The sequence below is a fragment of the Flavobacterium humidisoli genome (assembly GCF_023272795.1).
In the GTDB taxonomy this organism is placed as follows: Bacteria; Bacteroidota; Bacteroidia; order Flavobacteriales; family Flavobacteriaceae; genus Flavobacterium; species Flavobacterium humidisoli.
Genome location: NZ_CP096829.1, coordinates 3,816,657 through 3,840,211, shown reverse-complemented (window position 1 = coordinate 3,840,211; position 23,555 = coordinate 3,816,657). Strand labels below are relative to the sequence as shown.

Annotated in this window: 19 protein-coding genes; 7 read left to right on the top strand and 12 right to left on the bottom strand. The window is 34.6% G+C overall.

The window, feature by feature from the left end; all coding sequences use genetic code 11:
• Nucleotides 1–10 precede the first annotated feature (10 nt).
• Together ureA and M0M44_RS16475 are read right to left on the bottom strand one after the other, a co-directional pair.
• On the bottom strand, nt 11–313 hold the full coding sequence (gene ureA / locus M0M44_RS16480; RefSeq protein WP_248726652.1) for an urease subunit gamma: 303 nt from the start codon (nt 311–313) through the stop codon (nt 11–13).
• A 323-nt stretch (nt 314–636) separates the two neighbouring features.
• On the bottom strand, nt 637–930 hold the full coding sequence (locus tag M0M44_RS16475) for a hypothetical protein (protein ID WP_248726651.1): 294 nt from the start codon (nt 928–930) through the stop codon (nt 637–639).
• A gap of 235 nt (nt 931–1,165) precedes the next feature.
• Between M0M44_RS16475 and M0M44_RS16470 the strand changes: the two genes are divergently transcribed.
• Entirely contained in the window at nt 1,166–1,426 is a 261-nt protein-coding gene (locus M0M44_RS16470; RefSeq protein WP_248726650.1) for a hypothetical protein, read from the top strand.
• 46 nt (nt 1,427–1,472) lie between these two features.
• On the opposite strand, the gene M0M44_RS16465 is transcribed toward M0M44_RS16470, so the two are convergent.
• The 6 genes from M0M44_RS16465 to M0M44_RS16440 all read right to left on the bottom strand — a co-directional run bounded on the left by M0M44_RS16465 (nt 1,473) and on the right by M0M44_RS16440 (nt 8,734).
• The gene (locus M0M44_RS16465) at nt 1,473–2,897 is read right to left on the bottom strand and encodes an amino acid permease (protein WP_248726649.1); all 1,425 of its coding nucleotides are present in this window, start codon (nt 2,895–2,897) and stop codon (nt 1,473–1,475) included.
• Between the two features lie 206 nt (nt 2,898–3,103).
• Nucleotides 3,104–3,802, bottom strand: a complete 699-nt coding sequence (locus M0M44_RS16460) for a DUF1826 domain-containing protein (protein WP_248726648.1) — start codon at nt 3,800–3,802, stop codon at nt 3,104–3,106.
• Between the two features lie 157 nt (nt 3,803–3,959).
• Entirely contained in the window at nt 3,960–5,318 is a 1,359-nt protein-coding gene (locus M0M44_RS16455) for an NAD-dependent succinate-semialdehyde dehydrogenase (protein ID WP_248726647.1), read from the bottom strand.
• 178 nt (nt 5,319–5,496) lie between these two features.
• Nucleotides 5,497–6,639: a hypothetical protein gene (locus M0M44_RS16450; RefSeq protein ID WP_248726646.1), complete on the bottom strand. Its 1,143-nt coding sequence runs from the start codon at nt 6,637–6,639 to the stop codon at nt 5,497–5,499.
• A 254-nt stretch (nt 6,640–6,893) separates the two neighbouring features.
• Complete coding sequence (locus tag M0M44_RS16445) at nt 6,894–7,079, bottom strand: hypothetical protein (RefSeq protein ID WP_248726645.1); 186 nt, start codon at nt 7,077–7,079, stop codon at nt 6,894–6,896.
• 104 nt (nt 7,080–7,183) lie between these two features.
• Entirely contained in the window at nt 7,184–8,734 is a 1,551-nt protein-coding gene (locus M0M44_RS16440; protein WP_248726644.1) for a vitamin K epoxide reductase family protein, read from the bottom strand.
• A gap of 653 nt (nt 8,735–9,387) precedes the next feature.
• On the opposite strand from M0M44_RS16440, the gene M0M44_RS16435 reads away from it, so the two are divergent.
• Nucleotides 9,388–10,176: a polysaccharide lyase gene (locus M0M44_RS16435; protein WP_248726643.1), complete on the top strand. Its 789-nt coding sequence runs from the start codon at nt 9,388–9,390 to the stop codon at nt 10,174–10,176.
• 107 nt (nt 10,177–10,283) lie between these two features.
• Here M0M44_RS16435 and M0M44_RS23850 read toward each other — a convergent pair whose 3' ends face one another.
• The 3 genes from M0M44_RS23850 to M0M44_RS16415 all read right to left on the bottom strand — a co-directional run bounded on the left by M0M44_RS23850 (nt 10,284) and on the right by M0M44_RS16415 (nt 13,757).
• Nucleotides 10,284–11,258 carry a GNAT family N-acetyltransferase gene (locus tag M0M44_RS23850; RefSeq protein WP_338030069.1) on the bottom strand — a complete coding sequence of 325 codons (975 nt, stop codon included), beginning with the start codon at nt 11,256–11,258 and terminating at the stop codon, nt 10,284–10,286.
• 200 nt (nt 11,259–11,458) lie between these two features.
• Nucleotides 11,459–12,154, bottom strand: coding sequence for a LytR/AlgR family response regulator transcription factor (locus tag M0M44_RS16420; protein WP_248726642.1), 696 nt, complete (start codon nt 12,152–12,154; stop codon nt 11,459–11,461).
• 1 nt (nt 12,155) lies between these two features.
• A complete protein-coding gene (locus M0M44_RS16415) occupies nt 12,156–13,757 on the bottom strand; it encodes a histidine kinase (protein ID WP_248726641.1) in 1,602 nt (533 codons plus the stop codon).
• A gap of 163 nt (nt 13,758–13,920) precedes the next feature.
• On the opposite strand from M0M44_RS16415, the gene M0M44_RS16410 reads away from it, so the two are divergent.
• Complete coding sequence (locus M0M44_RS16410; RefSeq protein WP_248726640.1) at nt 13,921–16,299, top strand: TonB-dependent receptor; 2,379 nt, start codon at nt 13,921–13,923, stop codon at nt 16,297–16,299.
• 63 nt (nt 16,300–16,362) lie between these two features.
• Here M0M44_RS16410 and M0M44_RS16405 read toward each other — a convergent pair whose 3' ends face one another.
• Complete coding sequence (locus M0M44_RS16405; RefSeq protein ID WP_248726639.1) at nt 16,363–17,385, bottom strand: LLM class flavin-dependent oxidoreductase; 1,023 nt, start codon at nt 17,383–17,385, stop codon at nt 16,363–16,365.
• Nucleotides 17,386–17,886: 501 nt separating this feature from the next.
• Here M0M44_RS16405 and aspT point away from each other — a divergent pair.
• The 4 genes from aspT to M0M44_RS16385 are packed head-to-tail and all read left to right on the top strand — an operon-like array spanning nt 17,887 to nt 23,555.
• Nucleotides 17,887–19,581: an aspartate-alanine antiporter gene (gene aspT / locus M0M44_RS16400; RefSeq protein ID WP_248726638.1), complete on the top strand. Its 1,695-nt coding sequence runs from the start codon at nt 17,887–17,889 to the stop codon at nt 19,579–19,581.
• 35 nt (nt 19,582–19,616) lie between these two features.
• Entirely contained in the window at nt 19,617–21,263 is a 1,647-nt protein-coding gene (gene aspD, locus M0M44_RS16395) for an aspartate 4-decarboxylase (protein ID WP_248726637.1), read from the top strand.
• Nucleotides 21,264–21,291: 28 nt separating this feature from the next.
• Complete coding sequence (locus M0M44_RS16390; RefSeq protein ID WP_248726636.1) at nt 21,292–22,341, top strand: type II asparaginase; 1,050 nt, start codon at nt 21,292–21,294, stop codon at nt 22,339–22,341.
• A gap of 20 nt (nt 22,342–22,361) precedes the next feature.
• Nucleotides 22,362–23,555 carry a porin gene (locus tag M0M44_RS16385; RefSeq protein WP_248726635.1) on the top strand — a complete coding sequence of 398 codons (1,194 nt, stop codon included), beginning with the start codon at nt 22,362–22,364 and terminating at the stop codon, nt 23,553–23,555.

Here is a 23,555-nt window from a genome sequence, read left to right as displayed (position 1 = left end):
TTTTTTAGATTTATCGCACTGGATTGTGCACAGTTACAAGTTTGGTACCATCTGGAAATGTTGCTTCAATTTGTATATCGTGAATCATTTCTGCAACGCCTTCCATTACATCTTCTTTTCGAAGAAGCGTTGCGCCATATTGCATTAATTCGGCTACTGTCTTACCGTCTCGTGCACATTCCATAAGTTCACTGCTGATAAGAGCAATAGTTTCAGGATAGTTTAATTTTAAGCCACGGGCTTTTCTTTTTTGAGCTAATTCGCCAGCTGTGTGCAGCATTAGCTTCTCAATTTCTCTTGGTGTTAAATGCATAATAAAATATTTTAGTTAAAAAAATAACGTGTAGCAGTGAAAGCTTCATAACTGATCTATTTTTAGAAACAATTATAACTTTTCAGATGTAGTAAAAATGGGTTAAAGTCAAGGCAATAGCTGCCCTTTCCAAATAGAATTCTACTTGGATAAGCTAGTGGTGCATTTATAGAAAAGCCCTGCACCTCCCTTATTTGCTGCACAATGTAACGAGCGCTTATATAGATAATAAGTACTTTTTACTTTGCTATTAAAATATTGGCACATTTTTTCATCATAAAATAATGGCACTACATTTCAATTAAGCAGCTTTTAGGAAAGAATTAAAAGTGGATTTGTAAACTATGAAATAGGATATTTCTTGACATGTTTCGAAAAGGAGTAATGTTTCGTTCCAATAATCCCTGACTGTTCAATTTTGCATTTTCTGTATAAACAAAACTGCTGTCTCTTAAGTTTTTGCCATTTAGATTAAGTGGAGATGCAAGCAAAGGAGTGCTGCATTTTTCCGTTTCAGAAGTATTCTCCAATAAGATAAATTTTAATTGGTCGGATTCTGAAAGTGCTTTTTCAAATAGGGCTTTACTTGGAGTTGAAGACTCAAAAAATGATTCCATTGTGGTATTGCTATTTCCCTTATTTACAATGCTATTGCTATAACTATTTGGGATAGTTAATAGACAAATTTGTAGAAAAAGAATATAAGCTAACTTCATCGGAAGACTTCAATTATTAGAGGATTGTTCCTTTTATAGTTGCAAATTTAGCAGGGTTAAAATACAATTGAGTAGCACAAATCTTGACTTTTCTTTTCCAAATTTGCAAAAAACAGAATTTTAACATGATTTTCACATGTTACTAATTCATCGAGTTCCTTTATCATGCTCATTACATTTAATTTTTTGGTGGAATCCTTGGAGAATGGAATACCATGAAAATAAAAACTGGGCGAATCCAGTTCTCGTGATTCAGCTTCTGCCTGAAATTTCTTTTATCAAATTAGCAACAGTCTATATTCGCCATCGTTCTCTTCTAGAGCCCTATGAATACGGGGGAAGACTTTTTGTTTTGGTAGATCATTTTTATAATAAAAAAGCATTGAAAATCAACTAAACGTTGACAATCAATGCCTAATAATTTTAATATAGTAAAAGTTACTTTATTCTTTCTTTTTAAAAACTTTATAAAACACAAAAAGAATAACCAGCCAAATAGGAATTAATTCTACAGATAACTTCATATCCGTCATCCACATAATGGATAAAATTCCCAATAAAAATACGAAACAGATGTAATTGCTTACGGGATAAAATATAGAAGCAAACTTCGTTTTGGTGTTTTCTTTGTCTTTGGCACTTCTAAATTGCAAGTGCGTATACGAAATCATAACCCAGTTAATCACTAGGCAAGACACCACTAAAGACATTAAAATACTAAAAGCTTCTTCTGGCATCACTTTATTGATTAAAATACAAATAGCGGCAAAACAAGAAGAAATTAAAATGGCATTAACCGGTACCGAATGTTTGTTGAGCTTCTTTAAAAACTTTGGCGCACTGCCCTGATCTGCTAAACCAAATAACATGCGTGAGTTGCTGTAAACACTGCTGTTGTAAACTGATAAAGCTGCGGTTAAAACAATTAGATTCAGCACATTGGCGATAAGGCTTGTAAAAAATATTTTGCGTCCAAAAAGATCAAATTCCATTCCGTTCAGATTTTGAAAAACCATTACAAACGGACTGCTGTCAGTCGTAATTTGCCTCCAAGGCGACAAAGCAAATAGAATGACCAATGCCCCAACATAAAATATAAGAATTCTATAAATAACCTGATTGGTTGCTTTTGGAATGTTTTTTTCTGGATTTTCGGCTTCAGCAGCGGTAATTCCAATAAGTTCCAAACCACCAAAAGAGAACATAATCAAAGCCATTGCAGACAATAAACCTTGAAAACTTCCATTTGCATTTTTCTCGAAAAAACCTTTTGGAAAAAAGCCCCCGTCATTATATAAATTATGAATCGTAGCGTGCTCTCCTCCTGTTCCGCTTATTAGCAGATAAGTACCAAAAAGAATCATGGCAATAATGGCTACCACTTTTATAATTGAAAACCAAAATTCTGTTTCTCCGTACACTTTTACCGAGGCAAAATTTAAAGCATTAATAACCAGAAAGAAAAACAAACTGGATGCCCACAATGGAATTTCGGGCCACCAAAACTGCACATAAACTCCAATGGCTGTAAGTTCGGCCATACTGACTAGAATATATAAAATCCAATAATTCCAACCTGATGCAAAACCCGCAAAAGAACCGCAATATTTATAAGCAAAATAGCTAAAACTTCCCGATACGGGTTCTTCTACAACCATTTCGCCAAGTTGTCTCATAATAAAGAAAGCGATAATTCCAGCAATAGCATATCCTAAAATAACAGATGGTCCTGCTAATACGGCAGCTGGACCAATGCCGAGGAAAAGACCTGTTCCTATAGAACCGCCTAAGGCAATTAACTGAATGTGTCGATTAGTTAGTCCACGTTTAAGCTGATTTTCTGCTGCAGCATCATGATTATTTTTCACAGATTTTGTTTTAAGGTATTTAAATGTATTCAGAAATGTATAAAAAGCGAAGATAAGTTAAAAAAGTAATCACACAAAGCATCAATCTGTGACTTCTTTTATAATCAAACATACCATATTTAATTTTATAACCGCTAAACTGATAATGTAAAGAATCTTCTTTATTTCAACTTAAATTCAAAAGATGATTTTTCGAGATTCTTTAGTTAGCAAATCAGCAACAACCGATATTCTCCATCATTTTCTTTTGGCGCTCTATGAATGCAAGGCTTCACTTGCTGTTTTGGATGATCGACAGCCAAACGCCAAAGATGCATTTGTTCTAAATTAATGGGTACTGCATCTTCATGCAACTGATAATGCAAGTCAAAGAAATTCTCTTTTAAAAAGTCTTCGAAATCTTCCTCTGCCCCATCATGCAGCTCTTTTAGTTTTGCTCGAATTTCTGGAATTAAAATTTTCTGTTCGGCTTGCGAATTAGGAACAATATCACTTGCCACTCCGTGATAAGTGCATAAAAAAGTATCTGTTGCAATGGGCGAACGATCAACATGAAACGAATACACATCTGTAGATATGAAATCAAACTCGTCATCTCGCTCGTAACACTTCAATAAATTAAGAGAGGGCGAAGCTCCAAATTCAGTTAATAATTTCAAATCGTTTAAGATTATTTCTCTGGCTATATTTCCTTTTTCAGATAAGGAAAGTGCCATTAAATCTTCTGGAGAAACTTCTGTTATATTTTCTTTTAAACTTAATTGATTTACAATTTCTTTAAAATCACCATTCAAATTTCTGTGCCAACATAATGCATTCATTTCTTCCTTAAAATCAGTATGCACAAGCTCCGAAAAGGTAGATACTATACCAATTTGGCTACTAGAAAAAAATGTTTTATTCATCGTTAGGATATTTTGGATCGATTGCAAAAATAGGCTGCTTCTTATTTCTTTACAACTCTATTTTTTATCTTCCCGACTCCGACATAATTAATCCGTTAAATAGGATTCATAAAATTGAAAAAGGTGTTTGAGAGTTTCAAACACCTTTCTTATTCTGTTAATATTTATTAATGTAAACCGTTTTCTTGTTTACAAATTCCTGAATGCCATCTTGCGAAAGTTCACGGCCATATCCTGAGTTTTTAGTTCCGCCAAAAGGAAGCCTCTGATCACTTTTTACTAGTTCATTTACAAATACTGCTCCTTCATTAAATTTTGGCACTAAACGGAATGCTTTTTCAAAATCTTCTGTAAAAATTGTAACGCCAAGTCCAAATGGGCTATTGTTTGAAAGTGCAATAGCTTCTTTTTCATCCATAAAAGTCGTGATTCCAATTAATGGACCAAAAACTTCTTCTTTAAAAATCGACATATCTGTTGTAACGTTCCCAATAACAGTAGGCTCAAAATAAGCTTTATTCCTTTTGCCCCCTAGTAAAACTTCTCCTCCTTTATCCAATGCATCTTGAAGCTGTTTTTCTAATTCCTCAGCAAGGTCAACTCTTGCCATCGTTCCTATTGTTGTTTCTTCACTCAAAGGATCGCCTGCACGCAGCTTGCCAACTTCTTCTATAAAAGCTTTTGTAAACTCTTCTGCAATAGACGATTCTACTAAAAGACGTTTTCCAGCAATACAGCTTTGCCCCGCATTCTGAAAGCGCGCTTGCACACAAGTTTTAACCGTTTTCTGCAAGTTGCAATCTGCAAAAACCACCAAAGCATTACTGCCACCTAACTCTAAAACTGTTTTCTTAATTTCATTTCCGGCAACAGCTGCAACAGCTCTTCCTGCCGCTTCGCTTCCTGTCAGTGTAACTGCTTTGATTTTAGGATGTTTAATGACTTCTTCTACCATTTTGCTTCCAATGGGCAAATTAGTAAAACACCCTACAGGAAAGCCTGCTCTATCAAATATTTTTTCAATGCTCATGGCGCTTTTCATTACATTGCTGGCATGTTTTAAAACGGCAACATTTCCGGCCATTAATGCCGGAACTGCAAAACGCATCACTTGCCAGAAAGGATAATTCCATGGCATAATGGCTAAAACAATTCCTATTGGTTCGTAGCTTACATAGCTCTTATGCACTTCTGTTTCGATTATTTTATCGGCAAGCATCTTAGAAGCATTCTCAGCATAATAGTCACATAAAGCAGCGCATTTTTCTACTTCTGCCAATGCCTGAGTAATCGGTTTTCCCATTTCTAGGGTAATCACCTCGGCATATTCGCGTGAGTTTTTCCTTAGCTCTTGACCAGCTGCTTGCATTAGCACTGAACGTTCAGAAAAGGGAATTTCTTTCCAAATCGCGTATTGAGCATCAGCTTTATCAATTGCGTTTTCTATATCTTTTCTATCAAATTCAGCAACCTCATATACGATCTCTTGGTTATAAGGATTTATAGACTTTATCATAATTTATTTTTTATTATATCTGTTTAAAAACGATATAAAAGATACAATTTATTTTTAGTTTTTAAATTGTGTGAAGCCTGTTTTTTTTGACGAAAGTGTTTTATCTAAAAACAGATTAAGAAAAAAGAAGTCATGTTTTGAATAGAATTAATTAATACTTATAATGATTTTGAAGGCGTTATTTTGCATTGAGATAATATCCATATTGATCTAATATTCCAAGACCTAATGCTTTATCTTGAATGGGAATTTTCTGAAACTCCACTCCTTCTGTATTCGGTCTATATTCTGGAATATCTAAATTATCATTTGATATAAGAAAAAACAAAGGAAGTTGAGGAAACTGATCTGGTTCCATGATGCTAACTCGTGATCTGCGTTTCCAAAAAAACAACCTTATAGGCTTTTGGTTGTATAAATTATAAAAGAAAACCTTTGATGAATCTACATCGTGTTTTAAGTTAAACTTTTTACTAAACCTATCTCTCTTTTCTAATTTTGTGCGTGCGTTGTCGTATCCTGTTATTTTATTTAAAACAATCGCGGAAACATTAAAATTTTCTTCTTTCAACTTTTTAATTATAGGATCATTAAATCGTTTAAATTTTGAACCATCTTTTTTTCGCACAATAAAACAAATATCCTTGGATGTATTAGAATATTCTCGCTCTGGAAAAATAGAACTTACGCCTCCTTTTAACGGAAAAACATATTCATGATCTATGACATTGGTATTCTTTGAACTAAGCAAAGGATAAGCTTCTTTTTGGTTTGGAAAAGTTAAGCTATACTTCATTATTTTACTTTCTTCCCAAAAAGGATTTACCAATTCCATTTCAAGGTTTAACTCTTTAATTTTTTTGCTGATATATGCTCTCAAAGAATTATAATTCATATCATTATCATTCAATGAAATACTCAGTTTATAAGGATCTTCGACATAACTTTTCTCTGGAAAATAGTGAAACCAGAAAAACTCAAATCCATAAGACACCTTAATTGGTTTGAAGAGCCTGAATTTCAATTCGTTTGGTAATCCTTCTACATTCTGAAAACCTTTTTCGTTGTATTTTTCATGATAAGTCATGACGGTATTATACCTTAATGGAATTTCATTAAAATAATAACTTTTATCTTTCTTATTATACTCTGCAGTAATATCTGGAAGCCCAAAACCCTCAAGAGTAACTTTTGCATCCTTCACATTTTTACCATTTTCTGCATCTTCCAAATATATTTTTATGGCTGGAACTTGGTTTTCCTGAGCAAAAATGCAAACCGATAGTAATACAAAACAAAATGCTAATGCGTATTTTTTCATTAAAATATTTCAGTGAAGAATGATTGTAGTTTGTAATGTTTTTTTAAGCTAATGTATATTTATTTCTACTAAAAATATATTTTTAAGTCAAGATATTTTCTGTTTTCAGTACTTTGCCAAAACTTTTTAAAACAAAAAAAAGAGACTGCCTAAACAGTCTCTTCTAATATTCTAATGTTAGAAATTCTTTTTTCGATAGTTATATTATGTCACGTTAAAGCACCTAATCTGAAATATAACAGAATATGAAATTCTTAACCTGGACAACTTGTGCCAATTAGTCTGCAAAGCTGTTCTTCTGTATCTGGATAAGGAGGACAACAATAATTACCTGGTTTTGGACATACTCCGTCAACACAAGCCAAACCTCCTTTAACACTTCTTTTTTCAGTTTTAGTTAGTTCAGCAACGCCGTCTAACTTTAAAATGTTTTTTAACATAGTATATAGTTTTTAATATTAGTTAATACTTCAATCTGCTTAAAGACACTTGAAGTTTATGTCTATTCTTGCGCAAGAATTTTTTATATATTTTTATAATACTATCAAACTACTTTTCTTAAACTTTTTGCTTCTGAAAAATCACCTAAAAAGTATCTTAAATCACTTATTTCATATTCATGAGGAAAGATTTCATTATTTACAATTTTCACTGGCGTATAATTAAATTTATTTTCACGACACCAATCGTATTGCAATTCTACTTGTTGATTTATTTTCATACTAATCGAACCTGAATTCCATTTCTCTAACCATTTATCCAGTCCGATCTTTTTTATGTGCCAATCTGAAATTGCTTCTAAAACCGAATCCTTATTTTTGTTATTAATTTCCAATAATTGATCTACAACAATTTTATATGGATTGTTCGTATTATCAGGATTAATATTGAATAAAACTTTAAGAGATACTTTTTCTGGATATCTATTTATTAATTCCATAGATTCTGCAAAAGCCTTGTGGCAATACCCGCAACTTGGACTTAAAATAATTAAAAGTTCTACATCAGCATCAATTTTACCAAACTGAAGCCCCTCTAGTTTATTAAAACCAGCCAAAACTGGAATCTCTTTGGTCAATGAATTTAACACCCCGAAATTTCTTTTAAATTTTTTCAATTTGTTTACCTCTTCTTCTGCTTTCATTTTACCTGTTAAAATAGGTTTTATAGCTAACCAAGAGCTAACAATTAATATTAACGAAAACAAATAAGGAAAAAGACTAGATACATTATAAACAAATGGTTGCATCATAAAAACCCAAACAGCACTTTGAAGAATTATAATGGCGGAAACTGTCAAACATAATAAGCACCATTTTTTAAGCTGCCATTTTTGTATATAAATAGAATAAGCAATTACAGGGAGAGATAATAAACTTAAAAATCCAATTACAACACTTGACCCAGAAGGATTTGCTAGTACCGCAAGTAAATTAACACCGAAAAAAAGAACAGGCAAATCTGCGAAATTAATCCATTTATTAATCTCTCCTTTATTGGAGCCAATTACAGAGTCACATGATGCGCTAGGACTCATACTGCAAAATTTAGATACCATTTCGTTTTTAACACCTAGTTTTTCTTGAACTATAAAAACGCTGAAAACAAGGCCTGCAATTGAGGTTAAGAGCAACAAAATTTCGCTAATGCCATAACTATTATAAAAAAACGAAACAATTACCAAAGCAAGAATTGCTAAAGCATAATAATGCCAATTTGAAGTTGTCTTAAAGCTTGCTGATTTTGGAGTTTCATTTGGTTCAATAACTGCTACAATTCCATCCCAGTCTTGGACAAAATCATCAAGTAGTAAAACCTTTTTTCCTTCCTCTTCTGACTCAATAGTTATTGTTTCTTCTTTTTGAGTTGCCAACACTATATTTTGTTTGTATACAGCCAAAAAAGAATCTGGCAATTCAGATAATTGCTCTTTTTGAATTCTTACAGCTACATTTTCTATGGATAATAAATCAAAAGTATCGGTAATGGCAAATAAGCTGGGATAATCAGGATGAGACTGAAATAGGTCTTCAAATTCTTCTGTTTGATCTTTATAATTATTTATACTTAAATACTTTTGAACTAATTGTACCATGTCTGAAGATTATGTTTGTTTGTTGTAAATGTAATTTAAATCTTTCAAAACAAACAAATTTTTTCGGTAAAAAAAATAGTATATTTTGGCATATTTTTTGATAATTTAGACAAAATAATGCAATATAATCAATATATAAGCATAAACACTAACATATCCTCAACATAAACAAACCAAGTATTTATTGACCTTTTTCTGATTTTAAGGACACCATTAAAGTTTTATAACAGCCATAAAAATTAGTCTGATTTTCTTCCTATAGCGCATCGGTCTGCTTAGACATTTGTCAAAACTTGGATCTCCAAAAAGTTAAAATTTGCGCAAATCCTATAAAAGAAATATCTCGAAATTGTGATTGTAGGAAAACTTTTTTTGATATCTGAAATAAAATTAAATACCATAATTTTTCTTTTACATTTCTTCTAAGTTGATTTCTATTTATTGACATTTTTGCTTGTGACGAAAAGTTTCTCAACATCAGCCTTATGTATTGGAATGCTTAACAAGTACATACGCTGGATTTCTGTGTACGTAAAAACGTACTTTATTACTCCTTGCATAAATTATTAATAATCAACTTTACACTTTCGGTTTAAAATACTACTATCTATTTTACTAACTATTAATTGTTTACTAACCTTAAAATTTAAAAAATGAAGAAAATCATAAAATTATCTTGTATGCTCGCTACTGCAGCATTAGTGTTTTATTCCTGCGAAAAGGAGCAAGATTTAGATGTGTCCCAAACTGCTAAAAAAGATTCTGACTTAATCGCGAATAGAGACACTATTTCAAATAATTCCGCAATACAAGCCGGTACAACAGCAAAAGGAACTGCTGGAGCAAGAACGATCACTTTGCAAACCAACACCTTATCTTGTCCAGGCGGATTGTGCACCTCATATGGCGTATGGTCTACAGGCGTTTATACCGTTTGGTTCCAAATGAAATTTAACAATGGATTTTATTGGAGCCGAGGCGGTAAATGCGGATATGGCATCTTAATTGGTGACCAAAATACGGGTGGCGATGCTGCATGGGATGGAAACGGCGGTAGCGCAAGGTTTATGTGGTATTGTCCAAGCGGTTCTAATACAGCCAAAGGAAGCGGTGCTTATCTTCAACCTTACGTATATTATAGAGATCAGCCGGGACAATATGGTAACGATTTCGGAAAGAAATATTACATACAGGAAGGCGTTACCTATAACTGCCAAATATCTGTGAAGTTAAATACAGGATCAAATACTGACGGATACGTAAAATATTACGTGAACGGTACAGAGATATTGAACGAAAAAATTCGCTGGGTAACCAACGATGCTAAGCGAAATATAAATGCAGTAAGTCTTCATACTTTCCGAGGAGGAAGTCAAAGCTACTGGACAGCTCCTGTAACAAGCTCTATCTACTATCCTAGCGCATCTTGGGATGCTCTATAGTGTTTAACACAATTTAAAAAACATTTGAACCGAAAAAAATAAACCCTACAACTTCGATGCTATTTGTTACCATGAAAGCATCGAAGTTGTTATTAGTTAAAGGCTTTCTACAATTCCTTTTTAAAGCAAATACTAGTATCTATTCCAGCATATTGTCCGTAATTTTCGGTAACCGTATACGTTTTAGTATACAATGCAACTGCTTCTGTTTGCACATTGCTGGTTTCTAAAACGGCCGATGCATAACCTAATTCCTTAGCCCAGTTTTCCAACTCATTTAAAACCTTTGATGCAATGCGTCTTCCTCTATATTCGTCAGAAACAAACATGCGTTTTACCTCAACAGATTCATTATCAAATTGTTTTATAGCTCCACAGCCCACTGCTATTCCGTTGATATAAGCAATAATGACGTGCTTAATGGCATCAACTTTATTAAATTGGTTGAAGTATTCTTGCATATCGCCATTTCGGCTTGCTAAATTCTCATCTAGTTTTACAATTAAATTGGCGAAATCTGCATTTTGAGAAGTCGTTCTTACGAGTTCCAAATCTTCAGTATATCCGTATATTTTCATATCTGTCAACTCTTCTTCTCTTTTTCTGTAATCTTTTTTTAGAAGTCCTTCATACACAAATCCAGAACGTTCGGCTACTTTAATGCTTGCGGCGTTTTCTTCTGCAATTTTCATAAAAAGCCTATTAAACTTTTTAGTTGCAAAACACCAGTTTTTAAAAGCCGTTAATGCTTCGGCTGCATAATTATTACCGTTATGTTCTTTTAAAATAAAATAAGCCAGTTCGCCTTTTGGAACTCTCCAATCGATTTCTCGTACAGATATATGTCCTATAAATTCATTGTTTTCTTTTGAAAATATACCGCAAGCATAACTTTTATTTTCTAGCCATTCTTTCTCTTTCTGCTCCAAATATTTTTTTGTTGATTCTAAGCTATCATTCACTTTAATCATGTTCGCAAAGTAATCATACAAATATTCACTGTTATCAGTTATACTTTTGAAAAAGCATTCGGAATCCGCTATTCTATAAGGTTTTATTAAAAGGTTTTTGGTTGTTATCATTTTGTGGCTCTTTGTATCTGTGTTTTTCTAGGGATAAAACTAGGCAAAAACCTAATGCACAAAAATGCTATTTTTTAATTTGTTAATGCGTTTTTTGCATTAGCCTTCTCTTTTGACAATTCGTTAAAGTTTAATAAAAAATCAATATTAAAAATTAAGTACATTCTTCTGTAGCGATAACTCTTTTACTGTGCTGGAAACTATAGCAGTTTATTCTTAATCTCTTTATACTTAGAACGTCCAATTGGCAATAAATCACCATTTTTAAGTTGCATACTGTACTTTCCTCCTGCTTCTACCACAATTTTGTCTGCTTGCTCCCAACATAAAATATACGATTTATGTATTCTTTCAAATGTTTCAGGAAGCAGTTTTTCTAAAGCTTCAAGTGATTTATCGTGTAATTCTATTTTGTTATTGGCCAAATGTAATTCGGTATAAATCCCTGCTCCTTTAATATATAAAATCTCATTAACAGGCACAAGTCTGAACGTCTTTGCTTTTCTTACCGCCAAAAAACGAACATCTCCACCCGATTGTTTTCCCTGTGTGGTATAACGCGTAAAGGCTTGCTCCAATCTATTTTGATCGAAAGGTTTGGGTACAAAATCCAAAACTCCATAATTGAAGGCAGTAATAGCTTTATCGGTATAGGCAGAAATAATAATGGTCTGAAAGGAACCCGCCACAAAAGTCTGCAAGATTTCAAATCCATCTTCTCCATTCAGATTTAAATCTAGAAGCAGAAGATCGATTGGATTATTTTCAATAACCGAAAGTCCGTTTTCAAGAGAATCAGAAAGCAGAATTTGCACGTCTTTGTCAAAGAAATCACGCGTCATTCTTTCTACTCTTTTGGCAATACGAGCTTCATCTTCAATTATGAGTATTTTCATTTTAATCCAAAATTTTAATGATGGTTTCCCACCCTTTTTCTACAGCATGAGAATCGAAAGACCAATTGGTACCGTAACTTTCTGTTAATCTAGCTTCAATGTATTTAAATCCCGTTCCTATTCGCTTGTCTTTTTTCGCTTGACGATTTTTAGCAAAAGTCAATAAAGTGTATTGTTTGAATTGCTTCTCTTTGACGAATTTCAAACAAAAAACAATACAACCTTGTTCTGGAGGAAGACTATGTGTAATTCCGTTTTCTATAATGGTATGAAAAATAGCAGGCGGAATCGTTTCATTTTCCTCAATTCCCTCTTCTTGCCATTCATAACAAATTTCTTTACGAAAAGACATTACTTCTAAATGTCTTCTGCACAAATCAATTTCTTGTCTGATTGGAATAAGTGTGTCTTCGGCAATATCATTCATTATATCAAATTCTTCCGCTAGAGCGCGAATAAAAACAACCCCTTCTTTAGGCGATTCTTCAATCCAATCGATCAGCGAGGTTAAAGTATTTCGAAGAAAATGCGGCTGAATATTTTTCTTGATCAATTCTAATTGCAATCTTGAAGAAAGCAGCAATGATGCATTATGAGCTTCTTCCATTGCCTTTGTCCGTATGGTATGGAGATAGAGCATGCAAAGCACCAAAATGGTAAAAGCAATAAACAATCCGAAGTCATAAAACATAAAATAATTGACCACTACTCCTGCCAATAAACCAACTGCAACTATAAGTCCGCCTTTTGCTTTTCTAATGGCGGCTTCAATAGCGATTACAATAGAAAAGAAACGGGCAGTTATAGTAAAATAGGCTGCCGAAATATCATAATGACCATAATAGCCAATATAAATTGCTAAAAGGACAATGAACAAAAAAAGCAGCACTAGTTTCTTTCTTTTAAATTCAAACTGTAACATAAAATACCACGGCACGAGCATTGAAATAGCAAAAGTAAGCCAGCCAATAATCTTTAAACGAGTATAAAATTCATTATAAGGAATTTCTAAATAATACTTGACATATTCGATAATTAGCAGACAAAAGAAAAGCAGGCAAATAATTCCGAAAAGCAAAACTGCTAGTTCTTTTCGAGTACTATTTAGATATAAAAAAAAATAGTAGATGCCTGCAATAAGGAAAGCACCTGCCATAATATTCATAAAAGAAACCACGATAAGCGGTGAACGATGAAGCAGCAGATAATCTTTAAGTTTTACATCAATACCGCGCTCAGCTTCTCTATTGTAGGTCTGTGAACCAATTAAAACAACAGTGTGTTTGCCCAATTTAGACAAATTATTAGGTATTTGATAATAAGATGTTTCTGTTCCTGGCACCTCAACACGATCTGATTTTGCCATTTGACCATTTCTCCCAATCAAAACTCCATCCCAATACACATCAAAAGCACCAAAGGCATTTATCTGAAGCCCTAACGATTGAGAAGTGTCTTTTCGTTTTTGTATTTCAACATCTGTTTGGAATCTAAAACTCGAACTATCCGATTTACCCCAATCCATCTTCTGATGATCGTAATCAACATCATAGGTTACATCGGTTGTAACGTACTCTTTGTAATAGTTACACGAGGTAAACATTAGAAGAAGTAAAATGATAAAAAAGTAAGATTTATACATAAGATAAAGATAGAACAAATATCGAATTGCCAAATGCTTTTGAGAAGCTTATAGAGCCGTTTGAATGTTTTCGAAAACAGTGCTTTCTTTTATGAATTAATCTTGTACAACAAAATCAATCAAAATGAAATCACTAATAATCAAAACCTTAATTCTTTTTATTCCGTTTTTAGGAATAGGACAGCAAACCGTTATCTCTGGTAAAGTTCAAGACAGTTCTACAAAAGAAGCACTACCTTACGTAACAGTAACCATACAAGATAGTACCTCAAAAACATTGGCTACAGCCATAACAGACGATCTTGGTTTATTTACTCTTGATGCAGCGCCAACTGGCTCTCCCACTATCTCGTTTAGTTATACGGGGTATCAAAATCATACACAATCTTTACTCTTTTCAGGAAAACAAAAAATTGATTTGGGAACAATTGATTTAATAAGCAGTATTGTACAATTAAAAGCTGTTGAAATTAGTGGCCAAAAATCGAGTGTTAGTTTAAAACTAGACAAAAAGGTGTTTGAAGTTGGTAAAGATGTGCTTTCGCAAAATGGTTCTGCTCATGATGTATTAAATGGAGTTCCATCTGTCGCCGTGGATGCTGCGGGAACAGTAAGTCTTCGTGGAAATAGTAATGTTTTGATATTAATTAACGGAAGACAATCTGGACTTACCCAAAGCAATGCGCTTGATCAGATTGCAGCCGATCAGATCGAACGAATTGAGGTTATTACCAATCCTTCTTCAAGATATGATGCTGCGGGTTCTGCAGGGATTATTAATATTATACTGAAAAAGAATAAAAAAAGCGGTTTTAACGGTCAGGTTAGATTGGTTGCAGGCTCGCCAAATGATAGCCGCCTTAATCCGAGTATTAATTTTAAATCAAACAAAATCAATATTTTTTCCAATTTCAGTATTCGTTCTAGCGATTATGTGGGTTTGTACACAACCGATCAGGTAACCAATAGCACAACTTCTCCAAATTACATGCATCGCGTGCAGAATGAAGACCGTCACGACGATGGAAAATTACTTTATATGGGTGCGGATTATTTTATTAATGAACATCAAACTATAACAGCCGCTTTTTTAAAGAACGCCACACATGATAATGATAAAACCGATTTGCGTTATCAATACGATAGTGATCTAGGCAATACAACACCTGATAGTCTTTTGACAAGACACGGAAAATCATTGGAAAAACGTGATTACAGTCAAATTGAATTTAATTATACAAGAACATTCCAACAGAAAGCAAAAAAATGGACTATTGACGTTCAATACGATTGGTGGAACAGCGACAAAAAATGGGATCTTTCTACACAGCGTCTACTTCCGGACGTAATGCCTTATCCGGGCATTAGAACAAGCTCTATAGGAAACAGCAAAGATTTTCTGGCTAAGACCGATTTTATACAGCCAATTGATAGTCTTTCTACTTTAGAATTGGGATTAAAAACTGAAATTAGAACTGTAGCTAGCAATTATCTGGCAGAAGAACAACAGAACAATAATTGGGTCGTTTATCAGAATATTGATAATGCCTTAAATTACGACGAAACCATAACGGGAGCTTATATGCAATTTAGCAGTAAAATCAATGCGTTTAGTTATATGCTGGGATTAAGAGCCGAGCTTACAGATATTGCCATTAAAGATGCAGAAAATGCTTATAGCGATAAAAAAAACTATAACAAACTGTTTCCTACTGTCAATTTAGGCTATAAGTTTGATGCTTCGACATTACAGTTAAATTATAGCAAACGCATTAAGCGTCCTTCATTATATGCCTTATACCCGTTTAATGAAGTCACAGATTTAAATGCACAATATATCGGAAATCCTGATTTAAATCCTTCCTATACAGATGCGTTTGAAATGGCATTTCTTAAAAACTGGAAAACATTTACTCTGAATCCTTCGCTTTATTATCAATACGAAAAAGGCTTTATTCAAGATTATACGTATCGACAAGATGATATCTTTCTTACAACTCCGATAAATATTGATTACGAAATAAGAAGCGGAATTGAATTATCAACCTTATACAATCCGCTAAAATGGCTTCAGGTGAATGCCGAAATGAATTATTATCACTTCAAACAAAAAGGAAATTACATGGAACAAAATCTTAATTACAGCAGTCAGAACTTTACTGCTCGATTAAGTACGCAGATTAAACTTCCCGCTAAATTTAGTTTTCAAGGCCGTTATAACTTTCGTGGAGAAAAACGCAATGCGCAAACTATCAGCGAAGCCTTACAATCAATTGATTTCGGATTTAGCAAACTCCTTCTTAAAGATAAAGCCACTATTGTTTTTGATGTTACAAATGCTTTTAATCTTCGTCAATACAAAAGCGTTACATCTGGAACCGATTATATCATCAAAGATAATAGTATTCCAAATGCAGCGAGATATCGCCTAAGTTTTGTTTATCGTTTTAATCTAACCGATGCAAAAGCAATTCGACAAGCAAATGATGCTAATAGAGATTAGTTACTATTATTTCATAAAAAAGCCCTCCATAAACAGAGGGCTATTTTCATTCTTTTATCAAACTTATCGCCAGCCCAATGCAGGTGCAACGTGTTCTAAAATAGAAGACAAAATATGAATATTGTAATCTACACCTATAGTATTCGGAATAGTGAGCAATAAAGTATCCGCTTCTTGAATAGCTTCATCTTGAGCAAGTTCTTCAATTAGTTTATCGGGTTCTGCTGCATAGCTTTTACCAAAGATGGCTCTTTTGTCTTGCTCGATATAACCAAAACTATCATTGCCTTTAGCTTGTCCGCCAAAATAATATCTATCCTGCTCATTGACCAATGCAAATATCGAACGACTTACCGAAACTCTCGCTTCACGCTGATGGCCTGCATTTTTCCAAGCCTCTTTATACAATCTTATCTGTTCGGCTTGCTGAACATGAAAAGGTTTTCCGTTTTCATCATACTTAAGCGTGGAACTCTGAAGATGCATTCCGTTTTCGGCTGCCCAAACAGCAGTTGCATTCGATGCAGCTCCCCACCAGATTCTTTCTCTTAATCCTTCAGAATGCGGTTCGATACGCAATAATCCAGGCGGATTTGGAAACATTGGGTACGGATTTGGTTCTGCAAATCCTTCTCCGTTAAGCTTATCCAAAAACTCCAAAGCTTTTTTACGGCCCATATCAGCATCGGTTTCACCTGCAGCAGGTTCGTAACCAAAATAACTCCAACCGTCTATAACTTGTTCCGGTGATCCTCTGCTTATTCCTAACTGTAAACGTCCTCCTGATATCAAATCAGCAGATCCAGCATCTTCTACCATATACATTGGGTTTTCGTACCGCATGTCGATCACACCTGTTCCGATCTCTATTTTGCTTGTCTTTGCGCCTATAGCCGCAAGCAAAGGAAAAGGAGAAGCTAACTGCTGTGCAAAATGATGCACTCGAAAATAAGCGCCATCGATGCCTATTTCCTCAGCTGCTACTGCTAAATCAATAGATTGCAACAGGGTATCTGCCGCTGTACGAGTTTTATATGATGGATGATTAGACCAATGCCCAAATGATAAAAATCCTATTTTCTTCATAATGGCTTTTATTTTTTTATTCTCTCAAATATACGCATAACTGAGAAATAAAGAAAATCGTGTTTTTTTTCTTGAAAATAGATATAACTTGTTCATTTTTAACAACAAAGCACATTACTATTAAATATTTTGCTATTCAAACTTTTTAATGATTTCTTTTTTTCTTTGACTGTTCGTTCAAGGAATAAAAAACAGTCTTTTTCTTTGTCAAGCATTGCCATCACAGCTGTTACGCTTAAATTCCTTCTTCGTTCCAATATCACAAATACCTGATTTACAACACATAAAAACAAAAATTTGCAACATAAAGTTTCATTTTACTTTGTTGCAAATTATAATATGAAACATCTCCTTCTTCCATTTTGTACAATTATTCTCAGTTTGTGACATATATTTGAAAGACGTAAAAAACAACCTTCTTTTACAAGCCTCCCCCATCTTCTCCTACTTCTGCGATTTTCATAATCAATTATTAATAGATCTAAACTAAAACCACTAATTATGGATTGGATTATTACTACATTAAAAGATTATCCCGAGCTAGCCATCTTTCTCACCTTGTCTCTAGGTTACTTCATCGGAAAGTTTAAAATTGGAAGCTTTTCTTTAGGAACTGTTACCAGTGTTTTGCTTGTTGGGGTACTAGTAGGACAACTAGACATTGTAATTTCTCCCAATGTTAAATCTGTCTTTTTCCTCATGTTTCTTTTCGCTGTCGGCTATAGCGTTGGACCTCAATTTTTTGGAGGATTAAAAAAAGATGGACTTCCTCAAATGCTTTATGCCGCGGTAGTATGTGTCTTGTGCCTGATCTGTCCGTATCTGATAGGCAAAATCATGGGTTACGATATGGGGCTGACCGCTGGTATGCTTGCGGGTTCTCAAACCATCTCTGCCGTTATTGGTGTTGCATCAGACACTATCAATCAGTTGGGAATTCCTGCTGATCAAAAAGCGGCATTAATTAACAAAATACCAGTTGCTTATGCTGTAACTTATATTTTCGGAACAGCCGGATCTGCTTGGTTATTGGCTTCTATCGGACCAAAATTGTTAGGTGGCAATTTAGTTGAAAAAGCAAAAGAACTCGAAATCCAACTTGGAGGAGATGCAATTGGCGATGATCCAAGTATTGCCTCTGCTTACGATCGTGTCATATACAATGCCTATCAGATTGCCGCACATTCTTATGCTAACAACAAAACAGTTGCAGATGTCGAAAATGAATTGGAAAGCAAAGGCAGACGTTTGTTTATACAGCGAATTCGAAGAGGAAAAGAAATTATAGACGCTTCTCCAGAATTTATAATTAAAGAAAATGATGTTGTTGCACTCGGCGGAAGAAGAGAATACATGATGAATTATGTCGCTGTAAATGAAAAAGAAGTGCTAGATATAGAACTTCTTAATTTTCCAGTAGAAGTTCTAAGCGTGCTAATTGTAAAAAAAGAAGTCATCAACAAAACCATTGCCGATTTGCGTCATTTAAAATATATGCATGGCGTTGTTGTAAGATCTTTAAAAAGGTCTGGAATCCAGATGCCAATTTTGCCAAATACTGTTCTTCAAAAAGGAGATATGATCGAACTGATTGGCATTAAACGAGACGTAGATCAAGTTGCAACACATATCGGTTATCCCGATCGTCCTACAAACTCTACCGATATGGCATTTGTTGGTTTAGGAATAGTATTAGGAGGACTACTTGGCGCATTAACCATTAAAGTTGGCGGAGTGCCAATAAGCCTTAGTACCAGTGGAGGTGCATTAATATCTGGACTTTTCTTCGGATGGCTAAGAGGTCAGCATCCTACTTTTGGACGAATTCCAGAACCTGCCTTGTGGATTATGAATAATGTTGGATTAAACATATTTATCGCTGTAGTGGGTATTACAGCGGGGCCAAGTTTTATTGTCGGATTTCAAGAAGCCGGATGGGGACTTTTTATTGCAGGTGCGGCAGCAACAGCAATTCCGTTAATCCTCGGACTTCTTATAGGAAGATACATTTTCAAATTCCATCCTATTATAACTTTAGGGTGTGCTGCTGGGGCAAGAACAACTACTGCCGCCCTTGGAGCTTTGCAAGATGCCGTAAAAAGCAAAACCCCTGCATTGGGTTATACCGTGACCTATGCCGTTGGTAATACGTTGCTCATTATATGGGGCGTCGTCATTATTTTAATCATGAGTTAGTCGAATTTTTTATATAATCTCTAAACATTTTAGTCATGGCAATTGATATTTCAAAAATAAAAACATCAAGAGAGGTAGAAAAAACACTTCAAACCCTCAGCCCATTTGAAATTAAAAATGAATTAATTCATTTGGCAGATGAAAGCGCACTTAAATCTACAGCGATAACACTGAACGCTGGAAGAGGAAACCCAAACTGGATTGCTACAGTTCCTAGAGAAGCTTTTTTCCTTTTCGGACAATTTGCATTAGAAGAATGTCGCAATGTTATGGAAGAACAAGGCATACTGGCAGGAATTGTACAAAACAAAAGCGGAGTGGCAGCTCGTTTTGAAGCCTTTTTATTGAAACATAAAGATACTCCTGCAGCTGCACTTTTAGAAAAAACATATCATTATGGTGTAGACAAACATGATTTTGATGGTGATGCGTGGATTCGTGAATGGATAGAAGCTGTAATTGGGTTCAACTATCCCGTTCCAGATCGTATGCTAAGCCAAATAGAAATTATTGTGCACGATTATTTGGTGCAAGAAATGTGCGGTGCGGGAAATGATAAAGGCAAATTTGACATTTTTGCCGTTGAAGGCGGAACTGCGGCAATGTGTTATATTTTTGATTCGCTTATGCAAAACCACCTTACTGAGCGTGGTGATAAAATAGCTTTGCTTACGCCTACTTTTACGCCCTACATCGAAATTCCGGAATTAGATCGATACAAATTTGATGTAGTTTATGTAGAAGCAAGCGGAGTTGGCGAAAACGGATTCCATACCTGGCAATATCCAAATTCTGAATTAGATAAACTTAAAGACCCAGCGGTTAAAGTGGCTTTTGTGGTAAATCCGAGCAATCCACCATCTTCGGCAATGAGTACAGATACTTTAAATTATATCGCTGATATAGTAAAAAATCATAACCCTGGTTTGATGGTTATTACAGATGACGTTTATGGAACTTTCGTTAATAATTTTAGATCGTTAATGGCTATTATTCCACAAAATACCATCACAGTATATTCATTCTCAAAATATTTTGGCTGTACGGGCTGGAGACTTGGAACTATTGCCATTCATCAAGACAATATTTTCGATAAAAAGATTGCTAATTTAAGTCCGGCTCTCAAAAAAGAACTACACGATCGTTATTCCTCTCTGACATTAGAACCAGAAAAAATCAAGTTTATTGACAGACTTGTTGCCGATAGCCGACAAGTAGCTTTAAACCACACAGCAGGATTATCATTACCACAGCAATTTCAAATGATGCTTTTCTCTGCATTTTGTTTATTAGATACTCAGGATGTTTATAAAACGCTTACTCAGTCTATTATTCACAAACGTCTTAGCTTATTATGGGAAGGATTAGAAGTTCCAATTCTAGAAGATCCGATGCGTGCTGGATATTATTCTGAAATTGATATTATGGTAGCGGCAAAACACTTTTACGGAGATGATTTTGCCAATTGGCTGAAAACCAATTTTGAACCCGTTGATATATTGTTCCGTTTAGCCGAAAAGACAGCTATTGTCCTTTTAAATGGTGGAGGCTTTGCTGGACCTGAATGGAGTATCAGGGTTTCTCTTGCCAATCTTCCAACTGATAGTTATCTGATTCTTGGAAAAAATATCCGTAAAATTTTAATGGAATATGTAACCAGTTGGGAAAACTCAACAAAATAATAGAAGCTTAAATTAAAATATTAAACCTATGAAAAATTTATTTACTTTATTATTGTCCGTTTTATTAGTAACAGGTATTTATGCTCAAAAATTACCTAGAATTAAGATACTTGCAACTGGAGGAACAATTGCCGGACAAGGTGCATCTGCAGATCGCTCTGCTTATACTGCGGGACAATTGCCAATAAAAGATTTAATCGCAGCGGTTCCAGGAATTGATAAAGTTGCCGAAATTTCTGGAGAACAGATTTCAAATGTAGGAAGTCAGGATATGACTGTGGAGATTTGGATTAAGCTGAATAAAAGAATCAATGAAATTTATAAAAATAATGAAGCTGATGGTATCGTAATCACTCACGGAACCGATACGCAGGAAGAAACAGCTTATTTTTTATCGCTGACCGCACGATATGATAAACCTGTAATCGTTACTGGATCTATGCGTCCAGCAACAGCCATAAGTGCAGACGGTCCAAAGAATTTATATGATGCCGTAACTTTAGCAGCGTCTAAACAGGCAGCACACAGTGGTGTTTTACTGGTATTTAATGAATATATTTTTACGGGAAGAAATGCTGTAAAAACGAGTACAACGCACTTAAATGCATTTACAGCTCCAAACAGCGGTCCAATTGGGCAGGTTTATGACGGAAAGGTGACACTTTATGAAAGTCCGATTAGAAAAACCAATAAAAATACTCCGTTTGATATTACAGGATTAACCACTTTACCAGAAGTAGCTGTTGTCGAATTATACGCTGATGCGCCAGCAACTGCAATAAATGCGTATGTAGCTTCTGGGGTAAAAGGAATTGTAACTGGCGGTTTAGGCAACGGAAATCTAAATAAAGCAAACTCAGATGCTGCCGCAAGCGCTGTTAAAAAAGGAATTGCTGTTGCAAGAGCTTCTAGAGTACCGTCTGGAAGAGTTACTTTATTTGACGAAACCGATGATCAAAAGCTTGGTACCATAGTCGCAGATGATCTAATTCCTCAAAAAGCTAGGATTCTATTAATGTTGGGACTTACCCAAACTACGGACAGTAAAAAACTCCAAGAATACTTCTTTGAGTATTAAACCAATTGAAATTGTAAACTATGCGTATCTTAACTTCAATAATTTTGAGTGTTTTTCTGGCTGCTGGCGCCTATGCCCAGCAGGAAAAACAGACTGATACCGTTCTAAATCATAAAACTCCCCTAATAAAAGCAACCAAAGTTGATTTGCTTAACAATGTTGATTTAATTTTCAATACTCAATTGGGTTTTAACACCTATATCGAAGATGGAAAATATACTGGAAGTAAATTTGAAGTAAACCAGTTTAGATTGGAAGTAAAAGGGAAAGTGTATAAGGATAAAGTATTTTTTAGATTTAGAGACCGATATACCAAAGAAACTGAACCGCAATCTACAGATAACATCAGTAGTTCTACAGACTTGGCTTTTATTGGGTATAATATATCCAACAGAACCAGTATTGCAATTGGAAAAATGACAGCAAACTGGGGCGGTTATGAGTTCGATATGAATCCGATTGATATCTATCAATACAATGATATTGTGGAGAATTCGGACAACTTTTTGACTGGAGTTCAAGTAAACTGGAAACTAAATGCTGATCACGTTTTTTCGGGACAGATCTTAAATTCCAGAACCAAAACCTTTTCTGAACTATATCAAAATGTACCTGATGTTGAAGAAGCAAAATTTCCTGCCGCTTATGTAGGAAACTGGAACGGAAGTTTTTTAGATGGAAAATTTAAGACCATTTACAGTTTCAGTATTTTTCAGGAAGCCACAAAAAATGGAAAACCGGTAAATATGTATTATACCGCATTAGGAAATCAGTTTCGCACTAAAAAATGGCTCTTTCAATATGATTTCAAATGGAGCAGCGAAGATCTTGACCGAACAGGAGTTGTGAGTTCTTTACTTCCAGATACTGTTTTAGATCACGCTGCAGAAAATGTTTATTATATAGAACATTGGCTTAGAACTGTATATTCTCTAAATGAGCAATGGAAAATTTCGGCCATTGGCATGGTTAGTAAAGCTTCTTGGAAAGATATTCCTGATCCAAATGTCAGTTCCAACCGAATTCGTACTGCATGGGGTGTTATTCCAACAGTAGAGTTTTATCCGATCAAAAACTTTAATTTAAAGTTTTTTGCCACTTATGTCGCAAGATTCTACAATTACAGCGATTATGCCAAAACAGATTTGGGTCAATCCAATAACACAACAGGAAGAATTATGCTTGGTGTAATTTCTCCTTTGGTTGTATTATAA

What these genes read in the sequence shown, in the direction of transcription:
- ureA (WP_248726652.1), bottom strand. Translation starts at nt 313, where the DNA reads ATGCATTTAACACCAAGAGAAATTGAGAAGCTAATGCTGCACACAGCT.
- M0M44_RS16475 (WP_248726651.1), bottom strand. Translation starts at nt 930, where the DNA reads ATGGAATCATTTTTTGAGTCTTCAACTCCAAGTAAAGCCCTATTTGAA.
- M0M44_RS16470 (WP_248726650.1), top strand. Translation starts at nt 1,166, where the DNA reads ATGTTACTAATTCATCGAGTTCCTTTATCATGCTCATTACATTTAATT.
- M0M44_RS16460 (WP_248726648.1), bottom strand. Translation starts at nt 3,802, where the DNA reads ATGAATAAAACATTTTTTTCTAGTAGCCAAATTGGTATAGTATCTACC.
- M0M44_RS16455 (WP_248726647.1), bottom strand. Translation starts at nt 5,318, where the DNA reads ATGATAAAGTCTATAAATCCTTATAACCAAGAGATCGTATATGAGGTT.
- M0M44_RS16450 (WP_248726646.1), bottom strand. Translation starts at nt 6,639, where the DNA reads ATGAAAAAATACGCATTAGCATTTTGTTTTGTATTACTATCGGTTTGC.
- M0M44_RS16445 (WP_248726645.1), bottom strand. Translation starts at nt 7,079, where the DNA reads ATGTTAAAAAACATTTTAAAGTTAGACGGCGTTGCTGAACTAACTAAA.
- M0M44_RS16440 (WP_248726644.1), bottom strand. Translation starts at nt 8,734, where the DNA reads ATGGTACAATTAGTTCAAAAGTATTTAAGTATAAATAATTATAAAGAT.
- M0M44_RS16435 (WP_248726643.1), top strand. Translation starts at nt 9,388, where the DNA reads ATGAAGAAAATCATAAAATTATCTTGTATGCTCGCTACTGCAGCATTA.
- M0M44_RS23850 (WP_338030069.1), bottom strand. Translation starts at nt 11,258, where the DNA reads ATGATAACAACCAAAAACCTTTTAATAAAACCTTATAGAATAGCGGAT.
- M0M44_RS16420 (WP_248726642.1), bottom strand. Translation starts at nt 12,154, where the DNA reads ATGAAAATACTCATAATTGAAGATGAAGCTCGTATTGCCAAAAGAGTA.
- M0M44_RS16415 (WP_248726641.1), bottom strand. Translation starts at nt 13,757, where the DNA reads ATGTTTACCTCGTGTAACTATTACAAAGAGTACGTTACAACCGATGTA.
- M0M44_RS16410 (WP_248726640.1), top strand. Translation starts at nt 13,921, where the DNA reads ATGAAATCACTAATAATCAAAACCTTAATTCTTTTTATTCCGTTTTTA.
- M0M44_RS16405 (WP_248726639.1), bottom strand. Translation starts at nt 17,385, where the DNA reads ATGAAGAAAATAGGATTTTTATCATTTGGGCATTGGTCTAATCATCCA.
- aspT (WP_248726638.1), top strand. Translation starts at nt 17,887, where the DNA reads ATGGATTGGATTATTACTACATTAAAAGATTATCCCGAGCTAGCCATC.
- aspD (WP_248726637.1), top strand. Translation starts at nt 19,617, where the DNA reads ATGGCAATTGATATTTCAAAAATAAAAACATCAAGAGAGGTAGAAAAA.
- M0M44_RS16390 (WP_248726636.1), top strand. Translation starts at nt 21,292, where the DNA reads ATGAAAAATTTATTTACTTTATTATTGTCCGTTTTATTAGTAACAGGT.
- M0M44_RS16385 (WP_248726635.1), top strand. Translation starts at nt 22,362, where the DNA reads ATGCGTATCTTAACTTCAATAATTTTGAGTGTTTTTCTGGCTGCTGGC.